Origin of the sequence: Mesorhizobium sp. M1182, assembly GCF_040318335.1 — a bacterium.
In the GTDB taxonomy this organism is placed as follows: domain Bacteria; phylum Pseudomonadota; class Alphaproteobacteria; order Rhizobiales; family Rhizobiaceae; genus Mesorhizobium.
This window is the reverse complement of record NZ_JAMYMD010000010.1, coordinates 112,762-133,938: the sequence shown is the minus strand read 5'-3', so window position 1 is coordinate 133,938 and position 21,177 is coordinate 112,762. Positions and strand designations below refer to the sequence as shown.

At 63.5% G+C, this 21,177-nt stretch carries 20 protein-coding genes and 1 pseudogene; 9 read left to right on the top strand and 12 right to left on the bottom strand.

Annotated elements, in window-relative coordinates:
- Window positions 1-132: 132 nt before the first annotated feature.
- Window positions 133-1,335 carry an MFS transporter gene (locus tag NKH33_RS14990; protein WP_352451471.1) on the top strand — a complete coding sequence of 401 codons (1,203 nt, stop codon included), beginning with the start codon at window positions 133-135 and terminating at the stop codon, window positions 1,333-1,335.
- Between the two features lie 97 nt (window positions 1,336-1,432).
- Here the strand turns inward: NKH33_RS14990 and NKH33_RS14985 are convergent, their stop codons facing one another.
- Window positions 1,433-2,335 (bottom strand): sigma-70 family RNA polymerase sigma factor, encoded by a 903-nt coding sequence (locus NKH33_RS14985; RefSeq protein WP_352473741.1) that lies wholly within the window; start codon window positions 2,333-2,335, stop codon window positions 1,433-1,435.
- A gap of 204 nt (window positions 2,336-2,539) precedes the next feature.
- On the opposite strand from NKH33_RS14985, the gene NKH33_RS14980 reads away from it, so the two are divergent.
- The 7 genes and pseudogenes from NKH33_RS14980 (at window position 2,540) to NKH33_RS14950 (ending at window position 11,631) form a co-directional block, all read left to right on the top strand.
- Complete coding sequence (locus NKH33_RS14980) at window positions 2,540-3,946, top strand: MFS transporter (RefSeq protein ID WP_352473740.1); 1,407 nt, start codon at window positions 2,540-2,542, stop codon at window positions 3,944-3,946.
- A gap of 432 nt (window positions 3,947-4,378) precedes the next feature.
- Window positions 4,379-5,574, top strand: a pseudogene (locus tag NKH33_RS14975) (acyltransferase family protein).
- Between the two features lie 2 nt (window positions 5,575-5,576).
- Window positions 5,577-6,683: a glycosyltransferase family 2 protein gene (locus NKH33_RS14970; protein ID WP_352473738.1), complete on the top strand. Its 1,107-nt coding sequence runs from the start codon at window positions 5,577-5,579 to the stop codon at window positions 6,681-6,683.
- Window positions 6,684-6,689: 6 nt separating this feature from the next.
- Window positions 6,690-7,718 (top strand): glycosyltransferase family 2 protein, encoded by a 1,029-nt coding sequence (locus NKH33_RS14965; protein ID WP_502896437.1) that lies wholly within the window; start codon window positions 6,690-6,692, stop codon window positions 7,716-7,718.
- A gap of 9 nt (window positions 7,719-7,727) precedes the next feature.
- Entirely contained in the window at window positions 7,728-9,515 is a 1,788-nt protein-coding gene (locus NKH33_RS14960; RefSeq protein ID WP_502906733.1) for an ABC transporter ATP-binding protein, read from the top strand.
- Between the two features lie 1,081 nt (window positions 9,516-10,596).
- Window positions 10,597-10,815: a hypothetical protein gene (locus NKH33_RS14955; protein WP_292659780.1), complete on the top strand. Its 219-nt coding sequence runs from the start codon at window positions 10,597-10,599 to the stop codon at window positions 10,813-10,815.
- 111 nt (window positions 10,816-10,926) lie between these two features.
- Window positions 10,927-11,631, top strand: coding sequence for an SOS response-associated peptidase (locus NKH33_RS14950; RefSeq protein WP_352473737.1), 705 nt, complete (start codon window positions 10,927-10,929; stop codon window positions 11,629-11,631).
- Here NKH33_RS14950 and NKH33_RS14945 read toward each other — a convergent pair.
- The 11 genes from NKH33_RS14945 to NKH33_RS14895 all read right to left on the bottom strand — a co-directional run bounded on the left by NKH33_RS14945 (window position 11,628) and on the right by NKH33_RS14895 (window position 20,455).
- Complete coding sequence (locus NKH33_RS14945) at window positions 11,628-11,888, bottom strand: hypothetical protein (RefSeq protein WP_352451464.1); 261 nt, start codon at window positions 11,886-11,888, stop codon at window positions 11,628-11,630. The two genes, NKH33_RS14950 and NKH33_RS14945, sit on opposite strands and share 4 nt — an antisense overlap.
- Window positions 11,889-11,891: 3 nt before the next feature.
- Window positions 11,892-12,149 carry a hypothetical protein gene (locus NKH33_RS14940; protein ID WP_352473735.1) on the bottom strand — a complete coding sequence of 86 codons (258 nt, stop codon included), beginning with the start codon at window positions 12,147-12,149 and terminating at the stop codon, window positions 11,892-11,894.
- 146 nt (window positions 12,150-12,295) lie between these two features.
- Window positions 12,296-12,445, bottom strand: a complete 150-nt coding sequence (locus NKH33_RS14935) for a hypothetical protein (RefSeq protein ID WP_023677295.1) — start codon at window positions 12,443-12,445, stop codon at window positions 12,296-12,298.
- 3 nt (window positions 12,446-12,448) lie between these two features.
- Window positions 12,449-12,778, bottom strand: a complete 330-nt coding sequence (locus NKH33_RS14930) for a DUF2934 domain-containing protein (RefSeq protein ID WP_352920286.1) — start codon at window positions 12,776-12,778, stop codon at window positions 12,449-12,451.
- A 128-nt stretch (window positions 12,779-12,906) separates the two neighbouring features.
- Window positions 12,907-13,542, bottom strand: coding sequence for a BA14K family protein (locus NKH33_RS14925; RefSeq protein ID WP_352473733.1), 636 nt, complete (start codon window positions 13,540-13,542; stop codon window positions 12,907-12,909).
- 168 nt (window positions 13,543-13,710) lie between these two features.
- Window positions 13,711-14,472, bottom strand: coding sequence for an ABC transporter ATP-binding protein (locus NKH33_RS14920; protein ID WP_352472198.1), 762 nt, complete (start codon window positions 14,470-14,472; stop codon window positions 13,711-13,713).
- A gap of 37 nt (window positions 14,473-14,509) precedes the next feature.
- Window positions 14,510-15,508 (bottom strand): ABC transporter substrate-binding protein, encoded by a 999-nt coding sequence (locus tag NKH33_RS14915; protein WP_352472197.1) that lies wholly within the window; start codon window positions 15,506-15,508, stop codon window positions 14,510-14,512.
- Between the two features lie 58 nt (window positions 15,509-15,566).
- Window positions 15,567-16,415: an ABC transporter permease gene (locus tag NKH33_RS14910; RefSeq protein ID WP_352920281.1), complete on the bottom strand. Its 849-nt coding sequence runs from the start codon at window positions 16,413-16,415 to the stop codon at window positions 15,567-15,569.
- Window positions 16,416-16,455: 40 nt separating this feature from the next.
- Window positions 16,456-17,820: an LLM class flavin-dependent oxidoreductase gene (locus tag NKH33_RS14905; protein ID WP_352472194.1), complete on the bottom strand. Its 1,365-nt coding sequence runs from the start codon at window positions 17,818-17,820 to the stop codon at window positions 16,456-16,458.
- Between the two features lie 52 nt (window positions 17,821-17,872).
- Window positions 17,873-18,430 (bottom strand): FMN reductase, encoded by a 558-nt coding sequence (gene msuE / locus NKH33_RS14900; protein ID WP_023677302.1) that lies wholly within the window; start codon window positions 18,428-18,430, stop codon window positions 17,873-17,875.
- A gap of 732 nt (window positions 18,431-19,162) precedes the next feature.
- A complete protein-coding gene (locus NKH33_RS14895; protein ID WP_352472192.1) occupies window positions 19,163-20,455 on the bottom strand; it encodes an Nramp family divalent metal transporter in 1,293 nt (430 codons plus the stop codon).
- A gap of 236 nt (window positions 20,456-20,691) precedes the next feature.
- Between NKH33_RS14895 and NKH33_RS14890 the strand changes: the two genes are divergently transcribed.
- Window positions 20,692-20,997: a hypothetical protein gene (locus NKH33_RS14890; RefSeq protein WP_023677305.1), complete on the top strand. Its 306-nt coding sequence runs from the start codon at window positions 20,692-20,694 to the stop codon at window positions 20,995-20,997.
- The last annotated feature ends 180 nt before the right edge of the window (window positions 20,998-21,177 follow it).

Below are 21,177 nucleotides of genomic sequence, written 5' to 3'. Positions count from 1 at the left end.
CGCCGACTGGATAAAAAATGCAACCGGATTGTCGGATTCATGACATATCCAACGTCCTTCGGACGCAAGCGGCTCGGCGAAGCTCGAAAAGGTCGTGCCGTATCAACGCTTCCGGCATGGGAGAAAAGTGAAATGAGCCTTCCCTATCGTTGGGTTATCGTCGCGGCTGGTGCGCTGATGACCTGTGTCGCCCTCGGGGCGATGTTCTCGCTGGCGATCTTTCTCGAACCGATGGCGCTTGACACACAATGGTCGCGCGCCGGCATATCGAGTGCGATGACGCTGAACTTCCTGGTAATGGGCCTCGGCGGCTTCGCCTGGGGCGCCATTTACGACCGCTTTGGCGCCCGCATCGTCGTCATGACCGGCGCCGTGCTGCTCGGCCTGGCGCTGGTCCTGGCCAGCCGCACCGGTTCGCTGCTCGTTTTCCAGTTGGCCTACGGCGTGCTCGTCGGCCTCGCGGCAAGCGCCTTCTTCGCGCCGATGATTGCGCTGACCTCCGCCTGGTTCGACACGAACCGCAGCCTCGCCGTCTCGCTGGTCTCGGCCGGCATGGGCGTGGCGCCAATGACCATCTCGCCCTTCGCCCGCTGGCTGATTTCGGCCTACGACTGGCGCACCGCAATGTTCGACATCGGCATAACCGCGTGGGTGCTGCTACTGCCGGCCGCGCTTCTGGTGCGCCAGCCGCCCAAGCCCGCTGCCGACGGCGCTGCCCCAAGCGTTGCCGCCGAGGGTGCCGGCATGACGGTTCCGCAGGCGCTGCGCTCGCCGCAATTCATCGTGTTGGGACTGACCTTCTTTGCCTGCTGCGCGGCGCATTCCGGGCCGATCTTCCACATGGTGAGCTATGCCATGCTGTGCGGCATAGCGCCGATGGCGGCGGTCAGCATCTACAGCATCGAGGGCCTGGCAGGGCTGGGTGGCCGGCTGCTTTACGGCGTGCTTGCCGATCGGTTGGGCGTCAAGCCGGTGCTGATCACCGGGCTGGCCATACAGGCCGTGGTCATCGCAGCCTATCTGGCGGTCAGCGAGCTTGGTCAATTCTACACGCTCGCCGTCATCTTCGGCGCCACCTATGGCGGCGTCATGCCGCTCTATGCGGTGCTGGCGCGGGAATATTTCGGCCAGCGCATCCTCGGTACGGTGTTCGGTGCAGTAACCATGCTGTCCAGCCTCGGCATGGCTTTCGGCCCGCTCGCCGGCGGCATGGTGTTCGATGCCTATGCCAGCTATTCCTGGCTGTTCATCGGCTCGGCCCTTGTCGGGCTTGGCGCGATGGCGATTGCGATCGCCTTCCCGCCGCTGCCGCGCAGGGAGTTGCAACCGGCTTAAAGCAGGATCGGTGGAAAAGGGCGGCCGCTTGGATGGCAAGCGGCCGCGATCCAAAAATAGCTGGCAGTGTTTGTTCGGCATTATGAAACGCGAATTGCTATGCCCGCAGAGGCACCACCTCGGCGCCGTCAAGCGTGTAGCGCGCATAGCGGAAATCGCGAATTCTCGCCAATCTGTCGCCGGCCCATTCCAGCAGGATAAAGTATTTTAGCCCTCCGGCCGAGTCGTCCGGATCGATCACAAGAATGGCTGGCTGCCGATCCACCAGGCCTGGAAGCAGCCGCCAATCGTGGATACCCGCGTAATTGTGGAAGTACCGGCCCACTTTCGTGCGGCCACTCGCCCGGAGCCGGTTGACGAGGTCAAGCCGGACGTCCTCGGCCAGCATGTCGCGGATCGCATCGAAGTCGCGGGCGTTGAACCGCTCTACATAGGCTGCCAGACGCGCCCGTTCGGGCTCGGCCAACACCGGCACAGGCCGATCGTCAGGCTCGCCGGCGACCTGGCGCAGGCGCAGACGGCCGCGATGCAGTGCGGCTTTCACCGCCGGAACGCTGCTGTCGATAATGTTGCCGATCTCTTCGATCGTATAGCCGAGCACATCCATGAGGATGACGCTGCTACGCTGCGCCGCGGGCAGGCGCATGAAGGTCTGCAGGCTTGCGGCTGCAGTGTGTCGACCCTCGGCCGACATACCGGGGTCAGGGATCATATCGATATCCTCAACGACATGCGCGGCATCCAACCTGGCACGACGGCGTAGGTGGTCGAGCGCGGCATTGTGCGCGATGCGAAACAGCCAGCCCTCGACATTGGCTATCGGCCCGGTCCCGGGGAACGCCTCGAGCGCCTTGACCGTAGCTTCCTGGACGACATCCTCGGCATCGATCACCGAACCGGTCATGCGGGCGCAATAACGGTGCAGTTTCGGCCGCAATTCGCCGAGCAGCCGGTCGAATGGCTCCCGTCCTTCTGGCGTGCCGATTGCGGATCCGGTCATCGCACAAGGGTCGATCTCATGCGTATCTCCCAGGCAGAGGCGCCCGCCATCGGGCGCAGCGTCTTATAGACGCTCGACGATGGCAAAAGGATTCGGTCGAAAAAACTTTCTCCTGCTGGAATCCTTTGATGTTCCCTACGCGTCTCTGGATCACGGGCCCGTCAACCTGGCGGGCCCTTTGTTCAAGCCGGAGGCGCCATAGTCATGAGCAAGCAAAGTGCGGGATCAACGAAGGTCTGGGTTCTCGCCCTCACGTCGATAGGCTCCTTGATGGTCGTTCTCGATGCGATGGTCGTGGCGACGGCATTGAGCACGATGCGCGTCGAGCTCGACGCCTCGCTGGAGACGCTGCAATGGACGATGAACGCCTATAATTTGAGTTTTGCCGTCCTGCTCATGACCGGGGCTGCGCTCGGTGACCGGTTCGGCCGCCGCCGTACGCTCGTTGCCGGATTGGCGTTGTTCGTCGCAGCGTCGGTTGCGTGCGCGCTCGCTGGCAATGCCGGATTGCTGATTGCGGCCCGTGCGGTCCAGGGCGCAGGTGCCGCGATGGTCATGCCGCTGGCCATGGCGCTGCTGAGCGTCGCTTTTCCTCCGGAGGAACGAGGCAAGGCGCTGGGTATCTTCAGCAGCATCACCGGCCTGGCCCTGATCATCGGCCCGATAGCGGGCGGTGCGATTTCCGAAGGCCTCTCCTGGCACTGGATCTTCTGGCTCAATGTCCCGGTCGGCATCGTTCTCATCCCGCTGGTGCTGCGTCGGATTCCGGAGAGTCACGGGCCGGGCACGGTTATCGATGTCCTCGGCGTCGTGCTGGTAACTGCGGCGGCATTCGGAGTGGTCTGGGGCCTGATGCGCGGCAACATCGTGGGCTGGAGCAGCTCTGAAGTGCTGACGGCGCTGACGGCCGGGCTGCTTCTCGCCATCGCGTTCGTCCTTTGGCAGCTGCGTGCCCGTGAGCCCATGCTGCCTTTGCGGTTCTTTCAGGCGCGCGCATTCTCCTCGGGCGTAGGGGCGAACTTCCTGCTTTGCGCCGCCATGTACGGCCTCGTATTCCTGTTGCCGCAGTTTCTGCAGTTTGCCCAGAGCCGTGGGCCGTTCGGCGCCGGCATGGGATTGCTGCCTTGGACCGCCACGCTTTTCGTGGTCGCACCGATCGCCGGCAGCCTGATCAACCGAGTCGGCGAGCGCTGGCTTGTGGTGGCCGGACTGATCCTGCAAGCGGCTGGCATGGCCTGGCTGGCGCAGATCGCCGCACCTGATCTGCCCTACGTTCAGCTAGTCGCCCCGCTGATCATTACCGGTGCCGGCGTGTCGATGGCCATGCCTGCCGCGCAGAACGCGGTTCTCAATGCGGTCGCCCGGCCGGAGGTCGGCAAGGCTGCCGGCACGTTCAACACATTCCGCTTTCTCGGCGGCGTATCCGGGATCGCGATCGCCGGTGCGGTGTTCGCCGGCACTGGAAGCTTCTCGTCCACCGACGCGTTCAGCGATGGCTTCACCTCGGCAATCGACGTCTCCGCTCTGCTCTCGCTCGCCGGCGCGCTCGTCGGATTGGGGCTCCCGGAGCGTCGCGCAGTGGCGCTCGCGAATGCCAGCAAGGAGGCGTAACTCGAAGGCGGGAAGCTTGCGCTTGCTCCCACTGTTGTCGCGCTAACAGCAGCCGCGCCAGCGCAGCAAAAAGGTCGCCGAGCGTCGGTTGCCGGCCGGTCCTGTGGCGGGGCATCTGTGTCCAGACCCAGATCTTGCGCCCGTGATGGCGGCGAACATGCTGCATCGCAGCACCCTCTCGCCGATATCGGCGGGCCAAGGCAGTGCGAAAAAATCGTCAAGAATGGACAATTCAGGCTGTTTCCTGCTGTTTTTTGGCTTTTATTAGTCGCGCCTCACGTTCCTGTTTCAAATGTGTCAACTTTTTGTGTTGCGTTGCACAATGGTGGTCCTATTCTGCGCAAGGGGGCGCTTCCGATTGGAATGCGCCGTGAACGACGCCGCTATATTGACCGATTGGCAGTTTCGCCGTCCCTCCGGCGTATGCCGCTAATGGGAAATGCGCGCGACACCCAATTGGACGCGCTGAGGGCCATCGCCGTGACGATGGTGCTGTACTCCCATTTCTTCGCGGCCGGAGGGTCCTCGTTCTGGGGCCATATCGGCGTGCGCCTGTTCTTCGTGCTGAGCGGCTTTCTGATCACGCGACTGCTGCTGGAAGCCAGAGCGGCCGCCGAATTCGAAACCGGACCGGCGCTGAAATCCTTCTATATCAGGCGGGCGCTGCGAATATTCCCGCCCTATTTCGCCGTGCTGGGTTTCGTCTGGCTGGTGGACCTGGAGCAGTCCAGAGGATCACTGGCCTGGCATGCCCTCTATCTGTCGAATTTCTGGTACGCGGCGCAGAATGAATGGACGCCCTGGCTGCTCTGCCATTTCTGGAGCCTGAGCATCGAGGAGCAGTTCTATATCGCCTGGCCACTGATCGTCCTGCTGGCACCGCGCCAGCGCCTCGAAGCGATCTGCATCGGCGTGATCATGCTGTCGCTGGCCTACCGGTTTTATTGGCCGATCGCGGGAACGCCCGGTTTGGCGCGCGACCTGCTGCCGCCGGCGTCGATGGATGCATTGGCGTCAGGCGCGCTGCTCGCCGCCTACCGGTCAAGAACAGCCGGCTTGCCGCAATGGCTTCGAGCTGGCTGGCCGGGGCTCGCCGCGGCGTTTTTCGTTCTGCAGTGGTTTGCGCCGGCGCCGGCAAATCCGGTGCAGGAATGGGGTCTCTGGCTGCTGTTGCAGATCCTGCCTGTCGCGCCTCTGGTGGTCATCGTTGCAAGCTGTTCAACGGGCATTGGCGGTCGCGTCGGAAAACTTCTCGAACTGCCGCCGCTGCTTGGCCTTGGCCGCATAAGCTACGGCGTCTATCTCTACCATCCATAGTGCTGGCTCTGGTTGTCAAGTCGCAGCCCTGGATCCCGCTCAACGTCTCGGAGCAAGGGCCGGGGCGGTTCCTGGTCGCGGGAACTGCGACGCTCATGCTGGCTTCGGTTTCTTGGCTGCTTTTCGAAAAGCCGCTCAACAGCCTCAAGCGCCACTTCCCCTATGTTGCTGGAAAAGGCCGAGGCGCCATCTCGGCAGGCATGGACGTGGGCAATGCCGGATGGCTCGCGGCCGGAGCATATCCGGGCAGGCCGCTTGATGGTGGCACGTCACCCTTGCCGCGCAAGCTGCACCGAACCGATCGGAGCTGATCATGGCTGCTGCTCCCTTGGTTTCCGTTCTGCTGCCGATCTACAATGCGGGACCTTATCTCGCCGCTGCGCTGGGCAGCGTCCTGCGCCAGGATTACGAGCGTCTGGAGGTCATCGCCATCGATGACGGCTCGACCGACAACTCGCTGCAGATCCTGCAGAAATACCGCCAGGCCGACAATCGCATCTCGATCATCTCACGCGAAAACCGTGGCCTGATCGCAACTTTGAACGAAGGCCTGGCCGTGGCGCGCGGCGATCTGGTCGCCAGGATGGACGCCGACGACATCGCCTATCCCCAGCGCCTGTCGCGGCAGGTCGCGCTGTTCAACCAGCAGCCTGACCTGGCTCTATGCGGCGCGGGTTTCGATACCTTGCTCGGCAACCGCATCGTCCGGGGTTCGCCCGATCCGATATTCCAGGACAATATCCTGCGAATACTGTCGATGTTCTTCACGATCTTCATGCATTCCACGGTCGTCTACAACAGGAAGGTCATCGAAGAGAGCGTTCTATTTTATGACGAAAGCTACAAGCATGCCGAGGATTTCGACCTGTTCAGGCGGCTGACCGACCGCTACCCGGCGGCCATGATCCCCGAAAGCCTGATCGCCTATCGTATCCATGACGACAGCGTGACCAACAGGCACAAGCGCGAAATGCGCAGGACCCATTTGAAGATCGTCGCCGAGAACCTCGAGCGCGAAGGGCTCGCACAAGAGACGCAAGGCCTGCGCGACATCGGTGAGGTCCTGTCGATGGACACGGTTCGCCGTGCCGCCGAATGGATCCTTGCGCTGGAAGAAAGGATTTCGGCACTGCCGGCCGAGACGAGGCCGAGTTACCAGGCCGGCACGCTGAACCTGTTCTATTTCCACTACCAGCTGATATCGGGGGAAAGGCAGCCGCTGCTGATGCACGAATTCCTGACGCGGACGGCGAAATGGAACCTCATCCGGCGGCGCGAGCAGTACGTGTTTCGGACCGGTGCCTTCGCGCCGCGCTTCAGTCTCGCCTCGATGTCGGTCACCAGGCAGGTGGATGCCCTGTCGCGGTATCTGCAGTCCGTGCCGGCCGCGGCGGTTTTGCCTTCGAACCAGTTGAGCTAGCAACGCATGTTCGTCAAATCGCACCAGCTCCAGCAGCGCGGCCGCTCGACGGTGCCGGCGGCCATGTCGCCGCGGCCGCAGCAAGGACCGGCGCCGGCGGTCAGCTTCATTGTCTGCACACGCGACCGTGTCGCCGTACTCGAGCCCTGCATCAGCTCGATCCAGGCCGCGTGTCGTGCCCATGCCGACTTTGCCGCCGAGCTGGTGGTTGTCGACAACGGCTCGACCGACAGCACGGCCAAACGGCTGGCCAGCATCGCCGAACTGTCGGACATCCCGTTCACCGCCATTTGCGAGCCGCGACCCGGATTAGCGGCCGCGCGCAACGCCGGGCTGGAGCGGGCGCGGGGCCGCGTGCTGGTCTTCGTCGACGATGATTGCGCTGTCCACAAGGATTATTTGCGCGATCTGCAGCGGCACTATGCGGCCGGCGAACGGGTCATCCGCGGCGGCCGCGTCGAGATCGGCGACCCCCGCGACCTGCCGTTCACCATCAAGCGGTCGCCGGTGCGCGCGCGGCTTACGCCGGATGTCCATCCCGGCGGCTTCGTGCTTGGCTGCAACATGACGATGCATCGCGATGTCGCCGCCCGTATCGGGCGGTTCGACGAACGGTTCGGCGCCGGCGGCCCGCTGCGATCGGCGGAGGATACGGACTATCTGGTGCGGGCGGTGCTGCTTGGGATTCCGGTCGAATACGTGCCCGACATGACCATCTATCACCATCACGGCCGGCGCGACCGCAAGGCCATCGAAAAGCTGCATCGCGACTACAGCATGGGCAATGGCGGGCTTTGCCTGAAGCATATCCGCAACGCGCCGTGGCTGCTTCGGCATTTCTACTGGTCGATGAGGGCGGCCTTGCGCGAATTGGGGAAAGGCCCGCTGTTCGACCGTGAACTCCAGCTGTCGCACTGGCCGATCATCGGCATGAACTTGCTGGGCGCGGCCAAGTTCGCGGTGCTTTTGCTGGCGAAATCCCCCGAAACGACGGAAATGCGACAGGAGCAACAGGCAAATGCCGAGGCAAGGTGATCCGCCATCATGCGACTGATGCCGCCCAGCCTACCGATGCTGCGCCGCGCGCTCGGGCAAAAACAGTTGCGTCTGCTTCCGGCCGTGGTGGTGCTCGGGCTGCTCAGCGCCGCGCTTGAAGGCTTCGGCATCGGCCTGATCATCCCGTTGCTGAACATAATCATGGGGCAACAGGGGCAGACCGGCATGGCTGGCTTTTCCGCCGTCTTCCAGCATGTCGGATCGAGCTTGAGCGAGCGCGACCGGCTGATCGTCATATCGGTCGCCATCCTCGGCTCGATCGTGCTGAAGAACCTGTTCGCTTTCGCCAACACGCTGCTGACCACCTTTATCTATGGCAAGGCAAGCCATTCGATCCGCAGCGCGCTGTCGGAGCGGCTGCTGCGGGTGGGCTACCCATTCTTCCTGCAGCAAAGCCCGGGACGGCTGCTCAACATCATCTCCAACGAATCCTGGCGGGCCTCGGATGCCATCCAGATCACGTTGGGGGCAATCGTCAATGCATCGGCCGCAATCATCCTATTGGCCTTCCTGCTGCTCCTGTCGTGGCAGATGACGCTGCTGGTGACGCTGGGCCTGGCGCTGGTCCAGGTCGCGCACGCCGTGCTGTCGGCCAATCTGAAGGCGCCGAGCCGCAGCGTCGCCTCCCGCAACAGCCAGCTCGCATCGCAGATGCTGCATCTGGTGCATGCCGGGCGGCTGATCCGCATTTTTGGCCAGGAGCAACGCGAGAAGGCGGCATTCGACCAGGCATCGGATGCGGTGCGCCGGGCGGCGTTCGTGCTTTTAACCCGCCAGGGAGCTTTGCCGCCGCTGACCGAGGTTCTGCACGCCATGCTGTTCCTGGCGGTGGTGATCGGCGCCTGGTTCGCCAATGTTTCCTTCCCGCTGATCGTCGCCTTCGTCATCCTGCTCTACAGGCTGCAGCCCTACATGCGATCGTTGCAAATGGCCTGGAGCCAGCTGCAGGGCCTCAGCGGATCGCTGGAAGAGGTGACGTGGATGCTGGACCCATCCGACAAGCCAGCGCCGCCGCAAGGCAGCGCAGCGTTCCCCGGGCTCAGCCAAGGCATCAAGTTCGAGGACGTCACCTTTACCTATTCCGGCTCGGAGCAGCGCGCGGTGGTGCTGCATGCGGCGAGTTTCGATATCCGTAGCGGCCGCTCGACCGCGCTGATCGGCCGGTCGGGCGCCGGCAAGACGACGATCGTCAACCTTTTGTGCCGCTTCGTCGAACCGGATAGCGGCAGGATCCTCGTCGATGGATCGCCGCTGGACCGCATAGACCCCGGCCAGTGGCGAAAGCACATCGCGCTTGCCAGCCAGGAGCTGGAGCTGGTCGACGGCACGATTTTCGACAACATCATCTACGGCCAGGACGCGGCCTCGGCCGATGACGCCGAGCGCGCGGCAAAACTGGCCGAAGCGCATGGCTTCATCGAGCAACTGCCGCAGGGTTACTGGACGGTCGTCGGCTACCGCGGCGTCAATCTCTCGGCGGGACAGCGACAGCGGATCGCGCTGGCCAGAGCGCTGGTGCGCGATCCCGATATCCTGATCCTGGACGAAGCCACCAATGCGGTGGACGGCCTGTCGGAAGCGGCAATCGTCGAGACGCTCAAGTCGCGGGCCGGCCGCCGCACTACCATCGTCATCAGCCATCATCGCAGCACCATCTCGTTCTGCGACGACGTCGTGATCCTGAGCCACGGCCGTGTGAAAAAGCAGGCGCCGTTCACCGCGCTTGCGACGCTCAGCATGGACGAGCTTTACCAGCACGAGGCGCTGGAAGGCTGAGGGCGACCCGCTGCGTGCGCGCGCTGGGAGGTCGTCTCGGATGTCAAGCCGGGTCAAGCATCTCAGGGGCGAGGAAGACCTCCGCCATACGTCTCTACGGGGTTTCTGGGATGATGAGTGATCCCGAGCTTACCCGCTTTTCATCTGGAGCGTACAGAACCAAGGGTCCGCCTGCCAAATCCAGCAATGGCAGGCGGACCCTAATCAGCGCATGAAGGGACTGATTCTGCGCCGATGTCTCCTCGAGGAGGTGACGCCTTCAACTGAAGACGGGCGCAGTTGTTCCCGACGCCGGCCGTACACAAGACCATTGCGCAGGCAGGTCAGACTTAGGTCCCTGTAAACGCGCATCGCTGGCTGGAGTGAACATCGGATCGGCTCGGTGGTAGCGAAACTTCGGCCGGAGATAGATGCAGCCATCGGGTCCCGGAGCATGACCGGCTCGGCGCTGATCATGGGCGGCGATCTGTCCCCGCACGACTGATGCCGAGGGCGCTTGCAGTCCTGCGGAATACGCATCCACCAGCGCCAGTGAAGTTGTCCAAGCGGTACGCAGCGGTCGTCAAGCTGTTGCTAATATGCAGCACAGGCAGCGCTCTATGAACGGCGTCGCTTGGAACCGCTACCTCCGACCAACCGTTAGTGTCACAATGACAAACCAAAAAGTGAGGCTGACGATGGACCCGCTGCAAAACAACACGTTGGAGATCTGGTGTCTTGCGGCCGTTCCGCTGTCGCTGCTCCTCACGGTGTTATTAGCCGGATTTATCCTTTAGCCGGACCCAACGGCGCCGGCTGCGGACCGGGGCCTGGAAGATGAAAATGCCGGCCATTTAGGCACGCTAGGCGTCTCGGACACCCCTGTAGCACCAGGCCGTGGCAGCCTTTCCAACATTGCCATCATAATCGGCTCTTTCGACCGGTCCGGCCCGCAGCGATTGCTCGCAGCCCCGTTGCGAGGGTGAGCATGCGAGCTCGTACGTTTTTTACACAATCTCTGATTGGTGGACTCGCCCGCCGCCATCGACGTTAATTTTGCGTTAGCGACAGGAGGGGGGAGATCGCTAAAGGGAGGAAGAAAATGAAAGAAAACTACGATCTGACGATCGACTACGACGACGAACCTTACGACAACAAGCCTTACGATCTAGCCACATTCGCAAGGAAGCACGGGCTCAACATTCGAGCCGCCGAGCTTCTTCTTTTCGCCAAAGGCCCGTCTCGAGCGGCCTGCGATGCCGCGGCGAGGGCTTTTCTCGCCGCAGTCGCCGCACAAGCTATGAGACAATCGGCGCGGTAAGTCTCACAAACCATTGCTGACACGGCCTGCCGTGTCAGCAACCCGACGCACAGCGCTGGAAATTCCAGGCCGTTTCCAACAAGATGCCTGAGCATCCGGGAATGGCCTGAAATGTGCAATCTCTACAACATCACGACCAGCCAGGAGGCCATCCGCCAGTGGACCCGCGCCTTGCGCGACATCCTCGGCAATCTCGAACCCTCGATCGACACCTATCCCAACCAGCCAGGCCCTGTGGTGCGCAACACGCCGGACGGCGAACGCGAATTGGCCAATCTGCTGTGGGGCATGCCGACGCCACTGGAGCGGGTCAAGGGCAAGGCCGACTATGGCACCACCAATATCCGCAATCCGCAATATGGCCACTGGCAGCAATATCTCGGCATCGAGAACCGCTGCGTGGTGCCTGTCACCAGCTTCGCCGAGCCTAGCCCGACGCCCGGCGACAAGGACCACGAGACCGGCATCCAGCGCAACTACTGGTTTGCACTCGGCGAGGACCGCCCGCTGTTCTTCTTTGCCGGCCTGTGGACGCGCTGGCATGGCCTTCGCAAGGTCAAGGACGGCCCCGCCGATCACCAGGTCTATGGCTTCATGACGACCCAGCCCAACGCGCTGATCGCGCCGATCCACGAAAAGGCAATGCCGGTGATCCTGACCACGCCGAAAGAAACCGAGACCTGGCTGACGGCGCCATGGTCGGAGGCAAGGCACCTGCAGCGCACGGCGCCCGATGATGCGCTGGTGATCGTCGACAAGCCGGCGACACAGATCAAGTTTCCGCAGCAGGCGCCGGCGCAAGGCTCGTTGTTTTAGCGCTTGAATTTCTGCAGCACCCAGATGTAGCCCTTGGGCGGATGGTCCTGGTCGATGAACTGCGTCTTCACCGTCGTGTCCTTGCGGCTGCATCGTTTGCACCTGAACCTGATCGCTTCCAGCGGCTTGCTCCAGCCCACCACCTGGGCCACGTCATTCGCCCTGAAGCGTCCGACATGGTAGCAATGGCCGCACTCCACGATGAGCAGCATGTTGGCCTTGGCGGCACGCCCAACGCTGTCCATCGGCCCGGCCATGGCTCAATTCCGGGTCGAGTAATCCTCGGGCAGCGGAAGCAGGCCAAGCTCCGCCATCCGGTAATCGGGCTCCTTCTCCGCGACGCTGGCCAGCACCTCGTGCAATTTCTCGACAAGCCCGCAAAGCTGCCAGAACAGCTCGCCATGCGCCTTCAGATGCAGTTGCGACGACAGCACCGTCTTGCGCAGGCTCAAAGTGTCCCTGATCGCCTCCGCATCCCTCGCCGACAGCCTGTCGAACCGGCTTTTTCGTCTGCCCATCGCGGCTCTCCTCGATTTGTGAGCAACCGCCCCGCCTGCTGACAAATAGGAAGGCATTCCTCGCAGAGTCAATTCGCTCTTGACATTTTTGTTCCCGTTTTGTTCAATATCAACTAATGGAGGCACCGAAGCGACAGCACGCCGCCTCAATGCCTCTTGAAATACTGCACCTCACGTTCGTGCTTTTCGGCGGCCTCGCGGGTATCGAAGGTGCCGAGATTGCGGCGCTTGCCGGTCTTTTCGTCCTTCTTGCGCGAATAGAGGCGGTATTTTCCGTCTTTGAGTTTTCTGATCATCTGTCACTCCCCGAGCCGCTGCTTCCCCTTAAGGTTGCGCGCGGCTTGTTCGATAGCCGCCCTGTCGTTTCCCAGCCTGTCGATCAGCTCCTGCGCCTGTTCGCCCGATATGCCGGTGCGCACCGCCAGGGCCTCCACCGTCAAAACGTCGGAGCTCGCGACCTCGCGGGTTTCCGGCAGGGCATCGCCTGCCGTCAGTGGCAGGGCCGCCTCCCTGTCGATCTCGGCCCCGGCCCGGTGCCAGTGCCGCTCGGGATCGCCATGGATCCCGCCTTCGCGTACCCAGATCTGGTATGCGCGCTCACGAATCTTGTCTTCCCGGTCGTCGCCCATGTTGATTTCTCCTTTGGGTATCGGATGAACGCCGCGCCAACCCGAACGATCCAAGAAATCTGCGTGATCGTTGGGTGGGGTCGCACAAGGCGCCATGCACTGCGGCCGCCAGCCACCCCACGGCCTGCCTACTCGCACTGCCTGCGCGGCCCGCCCGAATACGGCTGATAGCTGTTGTCCTCCGGTCGATATGACCGGTAGCGGCTGAAGCAGTATTGCACGTGGTCGAATGAGAGCTCGGCGGCGCCGGATTCATCCGATGGCGCGTAGCCCTCCACCGACGACGTATCGCTCGCCTCGAAATAGCTGCCGTCATCGGCGGCGCCGAGATAGGGCGAGATGCAGGGGCGCTGTTGTCCGCTGTAGGATGTGTAGTGGTTGTCGTCCGGCCTGTAGGAGCGGTAGCGGCTGGCGCACCATTCCACGTGGGCGGCGGGCAGCGTCTGCTGCTCTTCCGCTGGTGGCTGGATAGAGCCGGTCGCGGTAATGTCGGCTGTCGACGCTGCGGCGGCATCGGTGGGTTTCGAGGTGCGATCGACTTCCGAGGTGCGAACGGGGACCGGGCGGGCCGGGAGGCGCTCGAGGCGCTGCGAGGCCGGGTTCACCGGTCGCGGGTCCTTGGCCCACAGTTCGGCGACGCTGGAGACCGGGGCGGCCGGCCGTACCGGCTTGGCTATTAGAAGCCAGGTGGCGAAGGCGAGGCCGCTGGCGAATACGGCGAGCGTCAGCACGAAGCCGCCGAAGATTGCGAATAAGGCTTTCATGCCGCGCTCCTTCGCCTCCCGGTTAAGGAAATGCGGGGGCGGGGAATCCGGTTCCAGGAAGAGGGTGGGGGCAGGGCACTTAAAGGAGGACCCCTCTCTCCGTCACGGCGGGGCCGCGCCCCCACGACCCCGTTGCGGGGCGAGGACCCAAGGCTCCTTAGGCGGCTTTCAGTGCAGGCCGAATTCGCGCAGCAATTCCTCGCGGTAGCGCACGAAGCGGCTTTCGCTGCGCTCGCGCGGGCGGGGCAGGTCGATGTCGATCAGCCGCGCCGCGCCGCCTTTCTCCTTGGGCAGGATCAGCACCCGGTCGGCGAGGTAGATTGCTTCCTCGAGGTCGTGCGTCACCATCACCATGGTGACGTTCTCCTCGCTCCAGATGCGCGCCAGTTCCTCCTGCATGCCGATCTTGGTCATCGCATCGAGCGCGCCCAGCGGCTCGTCGAGCAGCAGGATTTCGGGCTGCACGGTCAAGGCGCGGGCGATGCCGACGCGCTGCGCCATGCCGCCCGACAGCTGCCGGGGAAAGGCATCGCTGAATTCGGCGAGGCCGACGAGCGCGATATAGAAGCGCGCCCGTTCCTCGGCCTCGGCCTTTGGCACGCCGCGCACTTCGAGACCGAAGGCGACATTGCCGAGCACGGTCAACCAGGGCAGCAGGCGCGGTTCCTGGAAGATCACCGCACGTTCGGCACCGACGCCGTGCACCGGCTTGCCGTCGATGGCGACGCCGCCGCTGTCGGCGGCCTCCAGCCCGGCAAGGATGCGCAGCAGCGTGGTCTTGCCCGATCCGCTGGCGCCGACGATGACAAGGCATTCGCCCGAGCGGATGTCGAGATTGAGGGTCCTCAGAACGGCGAGCGAGCGCCCACTGATGCTGAACGATTTGGACAGGTCGCGTATGCTGACCTGACCGCCGCTTGTGCTGCTCATCGCGCGCGTCTCCCAACTGGTTGGTCGGTTGCCTTTGTCAGTTGGTCTTGGTTTCGCCCGGCCGGTAGAGGATGTCTGTTGCCTTCAGCTTGCCCTTTGGCAGGCGGCCGTCGCGCTCGAGCACGCTGACCCAGAAGTCGATGTCGCGGTCCGTCGCCTTGGCCCCCTGGCGCAGGCCGAAGCCGGTCCAGTAACGCGCCAGTTCGCCGTTTTCGCCGCGCTTGTCGAGGATTGTGGCGAGCACCTTGCGCGCTTCGTCGGGGTTCTGCAGCGACCAGTCGGAGGCGCGCGCCGATTGTTCGACGAAGTTGCGGGCGGCGTCCGGATGCGCGGCGATGAAGTCGCGCCTGAGCACGACGAAGCCGCCGGCCAGCTCGCCCAGCACGTCGGTGTCGTTGAACACGCCACGCACGCCGCCGTTGTCCACGAGGGCGCCGGCAAACGTCGCCTGCCAGTAGCCGAGCGCCGCGATGTCGACCTGACGGGAGCGCAAGGTCTGTTCGAGCTGCGGTCCGGGCACGACGACGAGATTGGCAGCATCCGGCGGCAGGCCGACGCTGTGCAGCGCCTCGCGCACGGTGTAGTCGAGATGGGCGCCGAGCGTGTTGACGGCGATGGTCTTGCCGGCGATGTCGGCGATCGATTTGATCGGGCTGTCGTCCAGCACGTAGAAGACGCTACGCACCTTGCTATTGATGCCGTTGCTCGGATAGGCGGCGACGAAGTCGTTGCCGCCGGAGATCGAGTTGATCACGGCTGCGGTTGCAGCCGAGCCGATATCGACGCTGCCGGAGGCCAGCGCAAACAATGATTCCGGGCCGCCGCCGGAATAGCCGACATTCTCGACCTCGATACCGAGGCCTTTGAAATAGCCGAGCTCGCCGGCCAGCTCATGCGGAGAGATGCTGCCACGGCTGGCGAGGGAGCGGAACTTCACTGGTTCCGCTTCGGCAAAGGCGAAGCGCGGCAGGCCCGCGGCGAGAAGGCCGGCGGCGAAGGGCGCGCCGGCAAGCAGGGAACGGCGGGAGATTTTCATGGTCCGGGTCTTTCCTGATTTGAGTTCTGGCCTGGTTGAGATTGGTAAGGGCGGGTGGTCAGTCGACGGCATTGCTCCAGCGGCAGAGCCGGCGCTGCAGGCTGACCAGCGCCTGGTTTGCAATCAGGCCGAGGCCGGCGAGGATGACGATTGCCGCAAACATCAGCGGGATCTGGAAATTGTATTGCGCGTTCATCACCTGGAAGCCGATGCCCTTGTTTGCGCCGATCATTTCGGAAGCGATCAACAGCAGCAGCGCCGTGGTGGCGCTGAGCCTCAGTCCGACGAAGATCGACGGCACGGCGCCGGGCAGCACGACGCGGCGGAAGACGGTGAGCTGCCTGGCACCATAGACGCGGGCCATCTCCAGCAGTTTCGGATCGACCTGCTTGACGCCGCCGATGGTGTTGAGCAGCAACGGGAACAGCGTCGCCCAGAAGATGACGAACACCTTGGAGGCCTCGCCGAGCCCAAGCAGCAGGATAAATACGGGATAGAGCGCCAGCGCCGAGGTCTGGCGGAAAACCTGCAGGATGGGATCGAGCGCGGTTTCGACCGTGCGCACCTGACCCATGAACAGGCCAAGTGGGATGGCGACCAGCACGGCGGCCGCGAAAGCGAGACCGGCGCGCTGCAGGCTGATGGCGATGTCGCCGAGCAGAGTGCCGCCGACCAGCCCCTTCCAAAGTGCCGCGACAATCATGTCGCTCGGCGGCAGCACGGCCGCGTTGACCCAGCCCGCGCTGCTCGACACTTGCCAGATTGCGAGGAAAGCGATGAGGACGCCGTAGCGCGACAGGAAGCGGATGCCCGCCCGGCCACCGAGGCGCAGGAAATCCGTGCCGAGGCTTGTCGTGCTGTCAGGCGTGCCGAGGCTGGCGGCCTGTTCGATGTGCTGCAAGGTCATCGTGTTGCCTCCTGCTTGGAAAATATCGGGCTTCTCGGGATTATTCGGCGGCCAGCACCGCCGAGCGGGCGGCGGTCCAGGGGTTTTCCGGCCGCCTGAGGCCGAGGTTCTCGCGCAGGGTCCTGCCTTCATAGGCGGTGCGGAACAGGCCGCGGCGCTGCAGTTCGGGGATCACCAGCTCGACGAAGTCGTCGAGCCCGCCGGGCAGCCAGGGCGGCAGGATGTTGAAGCCGTCGGCGGCTTCGTTGCCGAACCATTCCTCCAGCTGATCGGCGACCTGCGTGGCGCTGCCGATGACGGTATAATGGCCGCGGGCCGTTGCCACCCATTGGTAAAGCTGTCGGATGGTGAAGTTGTGCTCGTCGGCAATCTGGCGGATCAGCGCCTGGCGGCTCTTCATGCCTTCGGTCTCCTTGCTCGGCGGCAGCGGTCCATCGAGCGGATAGCCGGTGATGTCGAGCGTCTGGCCGGCCAGCCCGTTGAGCAGGGCGACGCCGTCTTCGGGCAGGATGAGATCGTTCAGCTGCTGGTACTTGGCGCGCGCTTCTTCTTCGGTGCGGCCGACGAAGGGTGCCACGCCCGGCATGATCAGCACCTGCTCGGGATCGCGGCCGACGGCCGCCACGCGCGCCTTGATATCGCGATAGAATTCCTGCGCCGACGCCAGGTTCTGATGGGCGGTGAAGATGACTTCCGCCGAGTGGGCGGCGAGCTTGCGACCGTCTTCCGATTGCCCCGCCTGCACCACGACCGGGTGCCCCTGCACCGGGCGCGGCACGTTGAGCGGCCCTTTCACGCTGAAATGCGCTCCCTTGTGGTCGATGTCGTGGAGCTTGTCCTTGTCGTAGAAGCGCCCCGATTTCTTGTCGCGGATGAAGGCATCGTCCTCCCAGCTGTCCCACAGGGCCTTGACCGTCTCGACGTGCTCATGCGCGCGGGCATAGCGCTCGGCGTGGGCAGGCTGCGTCTCGCGATTGAAGTTGCGCGCGGTTTCGTCGCCGGCCGAGGTGACGACGTTCCAGCCGGCGCGGCCATTCGACAGATGATCGAGCGAGGCGAATTTGCGGGCGAGCGTGTAGGGCTCCTCGTAGGTGGTCGAGGCGGTAGCGATGAAGCCGAGATGCGTGGTGAGCGGCGCCAGCGCTGCAAACAGCGTCACTGGCTCGAAGCCGGCGATCTTGGCATTGCCGCCTTCGCGGGCGCCGAGCCCGACCGTCAGATTGTCGGCGAGGAAATAGGCATCGAACAGGCCGCGCTCGGCGGTCAGGGCGAGCTGCTTGTGGAACTCGAAATTGGTGGCGCCGTCGGCCGGCGCCTCGGGGTGGCGCCAGGCGGCGATATGCTGTCCGCCGCCGGGCAGGAAAGCGCCCAGTTTGATTTGCCTGGATTTGGTGGATCTGGTCATCGCGGCGTGCTCCTGGACGGATCGGAGAGGGGATCTCGGGTCAGTGGTGCGTTCAGGCGGCAAGGCCGACGCCGTAGGGCACCCCGGTTACACGGCATGCCTCGGCGACCGCCTGCCGGGCGCGGGCGTGGATGGCTTCCGACACCAGCACGCCATTGGCAAAATCCTTGTCGGAGGCGTAGATCGCGGTCGGCACGGTCAGCGCCTCGAAGAAGCCGAACAGCGGCCGCAACTGGTGCTCGACGATCAGCGAATGGCGCTCGCCGCCGCCGGTCGCGGCGAGAATGACGGGCTTGCCCCTCAGCGACGACGGATCGAGCAGGTCGAAGAAATGCTTGAAAAGCCCGGTATAGCTGCCTTTGAAAGTCGGCGAGCCGGCCACCAGGATGTCGGCGCCCAGCAGCCGTTCGACAATGTTGCGCGCCGCCGGGTCGAGGTCGCCGAGGCGCCTTGCCTGCGGCAGGGAAGCGCCGAGATCCTCGATATCGAAGACGGCCGAGGCCGCGCCGATGCTTTCGGCGGCCTGCCCGACAATGTGGCTGACGAACGCCTTGGTCTTCGAGGGCCGGGTCAAATTGCCCGACAGCCCCACCACGAGCTTTTTCGACATTCCTGGCTCCCTCTCAAGCGCTCTATTTTAAGATCTTGGGTCTAGCGATCTATGTTAAATCTAGAGAGTTTGTAGAATTAAGAGAGTGAGAAAATTTCAAAAGTAGCGCATTGCGCGAACGGAGTTTGCGGCACATCGCCCACAATTGGTTCATTCAATGCGCCGCAGCGCGCTGAAAACCCGCCACAGCGCCTTCAGCCGCGATGGCGCAGCGCGTCGGACAGAGCGCATGAAGCCGGCCGGACATATAAGGCAAGTCGCCCTCGGACGCTCCCGGCGCGACGTCGAGGAACTATGTCCCGATACCACGATCCTCGACGGCCTAGCGGTCCTCGGGGAGGATGCAAGCGAGGCACAGGCCACGGCGCTGGAGTGGCTCCGCGGCATGCAGTGAGTCAGGCCAATTTGATTCAAATCCGGCTGTGGATATTTGCTTTTAGCTAAATCGAGGCGGTCATCTTGCCGGCGGGCGGGCAACAGGGAGATGCCTATGACAAGCGACTTTGCCGCCGCACACCTGCACCTTGAACGAGCCTGCCACTATTTGAGCGGCGAGGACGAGACGAGCCGCACGGCTCGTGCGGCTCTGGATCTCCTGATCGATGCAATTGTCGCAGCGCAATACAAGCGGCCGGTGGGAGATGTTGTGGAGTTTCCAAGGCCGGCAAAGCTGGGGCAATCCGCAAGCGGGAACGGGTAGTCCAACTGGCGGCGTCCCTTGTCCTGCCGGATTTACATGAACCAGGTTGCCACCAGGCCGATCGTCGCCGAGAAGATGGCGACGGTCGTTGCCCAGCCGAGTATGTTGGTGCTGCGGCTGTTAACCTGATCGCCCATGATCCTGCGGCTGTTCGTCATCAGCATGATGAGCAGCAGCAAGGGCGGTGTCGAGAAGCCTTGAACGATGCCGGACCAGACCAGCGCCTTCATCGGATTGAAGCCGAGAAAGTTCAGGCCAGCGGCGATCGCCGTAAAAAATCCGATGGCGAGGTAAAATTTGGGCGCCTCTCGAGCCCGGGCGTGCAGGCTGTTTTTCCAGCCGATGGCTTGTGCCACGTCATAGGCAGCGCCGGTGGTCATGACAGGAACCGCTAGGAAACCGACGCCGATCACACCTGCGGCGAACAGAACGCTTGCGGCCTGGCCGGCGAGCGGCCGCAGCGCCTCCGCCGCTTGCGCGGCCGTGTCGATATCGTGATGCCCCGCCTTGTAGAGCGTCGCCCCCGTCGACAGGATGATGAAATACATGATGAGATTTGAAAACATCATGCCGATGAGGATGTCCCGGCGCGAGCGGCGGAGTTCGCTGTCGGTAGCGCCCTTCCTTTGGCTGAGCGTTGTGCGCCCCTGGGCAATCTCCTCCTCCACCTCCTCATTGGACTGCCACGTATAGAGATAGGCGGACAGCGTCGTGCCGATGATGGCGACCAGGATCGACAGGAACTCGCGATTGAATTCGATCCTGGGGAGCAACGTCCCGCGCAGCACCGCCGCGGCGTTCGGTTTGGCCAGAATGGCGGCACCGACATAGGCGAGCAGCGCCAACGCCAGCCAGCGAAAGATGTTGCGAATCAAAGTATAGGAGCCGAAGACCTGGAGGGCGAAGATGAGGGCGGCGACGAACAGCACGATCAGCGGAATGGGAAGCGGCACGAATATGTTGATCGCCGCCGCCATTCCACCAAGATCTGCCGCTGCCTCGATGGTGTTGCCGACGAGCACACCCAACAGCACCGACCAGAGCAGCCACCGCGGGTAGAAGTCCTTGATGACGTGGAACAATCCGCGCCCCGACACCTGGCCGAGCTTCGACGACAGGTAGACGACCGCGTACATCATCGGCAACGTCACCGGAGCCGTCCAGAGCAGGTCGGGTCCGAAACGGGCGCCGGCACTGGCATAGGTGCCTATTGCGGAACAATCGTCGTCGGCCGCCCCTGTTATCAGTCCGAGGCCGAGCGCTCGTCCTATGCCGCCTTTGCCCTCCTTCGGTGGGATGGAATGATCGGAACCGGCCTGCCTCATTGCGACGGGACCGGGTTGCGAACGAAAGACGCGGCCTGCCATGCAATAATGGTAAGGATCGGTCGCGGCGCTGGTCTCATTTTGCTTCCTTCAACAACTTGCCCAAACCCGGCGTGCCATGACTTGTTCCGCGACGACGGGACAGGGGTTTTGTCTCAGGCAAAAAAGTTCGGGTTGACCGCTTCCGAACGCGAAGCGACTATCCGTTCGAGGCGAAGATCGCAGGAGGAAATGCAATGGACGAGCCCGGTCAGTGGCGCCACATGTCGAGCGCGCCAAGGGACGGCAGCAGAATCCTTGTCACGGTTCGGCCGTCCGAACAGGGTCCGGCCGAGGTCGACATGGCTTACTGGGCCCGCGCCGATCAGTTCGGCAGCGAAGGCTGGCGCGCCTCCGACTCGTCTCCAGGACGCATCGTCGAATATGCCGAACCCGAACTGAAGTGCTGGATGCCGCTGCCGTCGGCCAATCTCAGCAAGGGATCGATGCCTAGCCCCTGGGAGGGCGAAGATGTGCCGCTGGTGGATGGCTCCGGGATATGAGCGAGCGGGAAGGGTAGTTTTGATCGCTGGCGGGACAGCGCCCCCCTCTGGCCTGCCGGCCATCTCCCCCTCAAGGAGGGAGATTGGCCCTCATCGCGGCCTTCGCTAATCTCCGACGCTGCAAGAAGGGCGCGGCTATTGAAGCTGCCGATCTCCCCCTTGAAGGGGAGATGTCCGGCA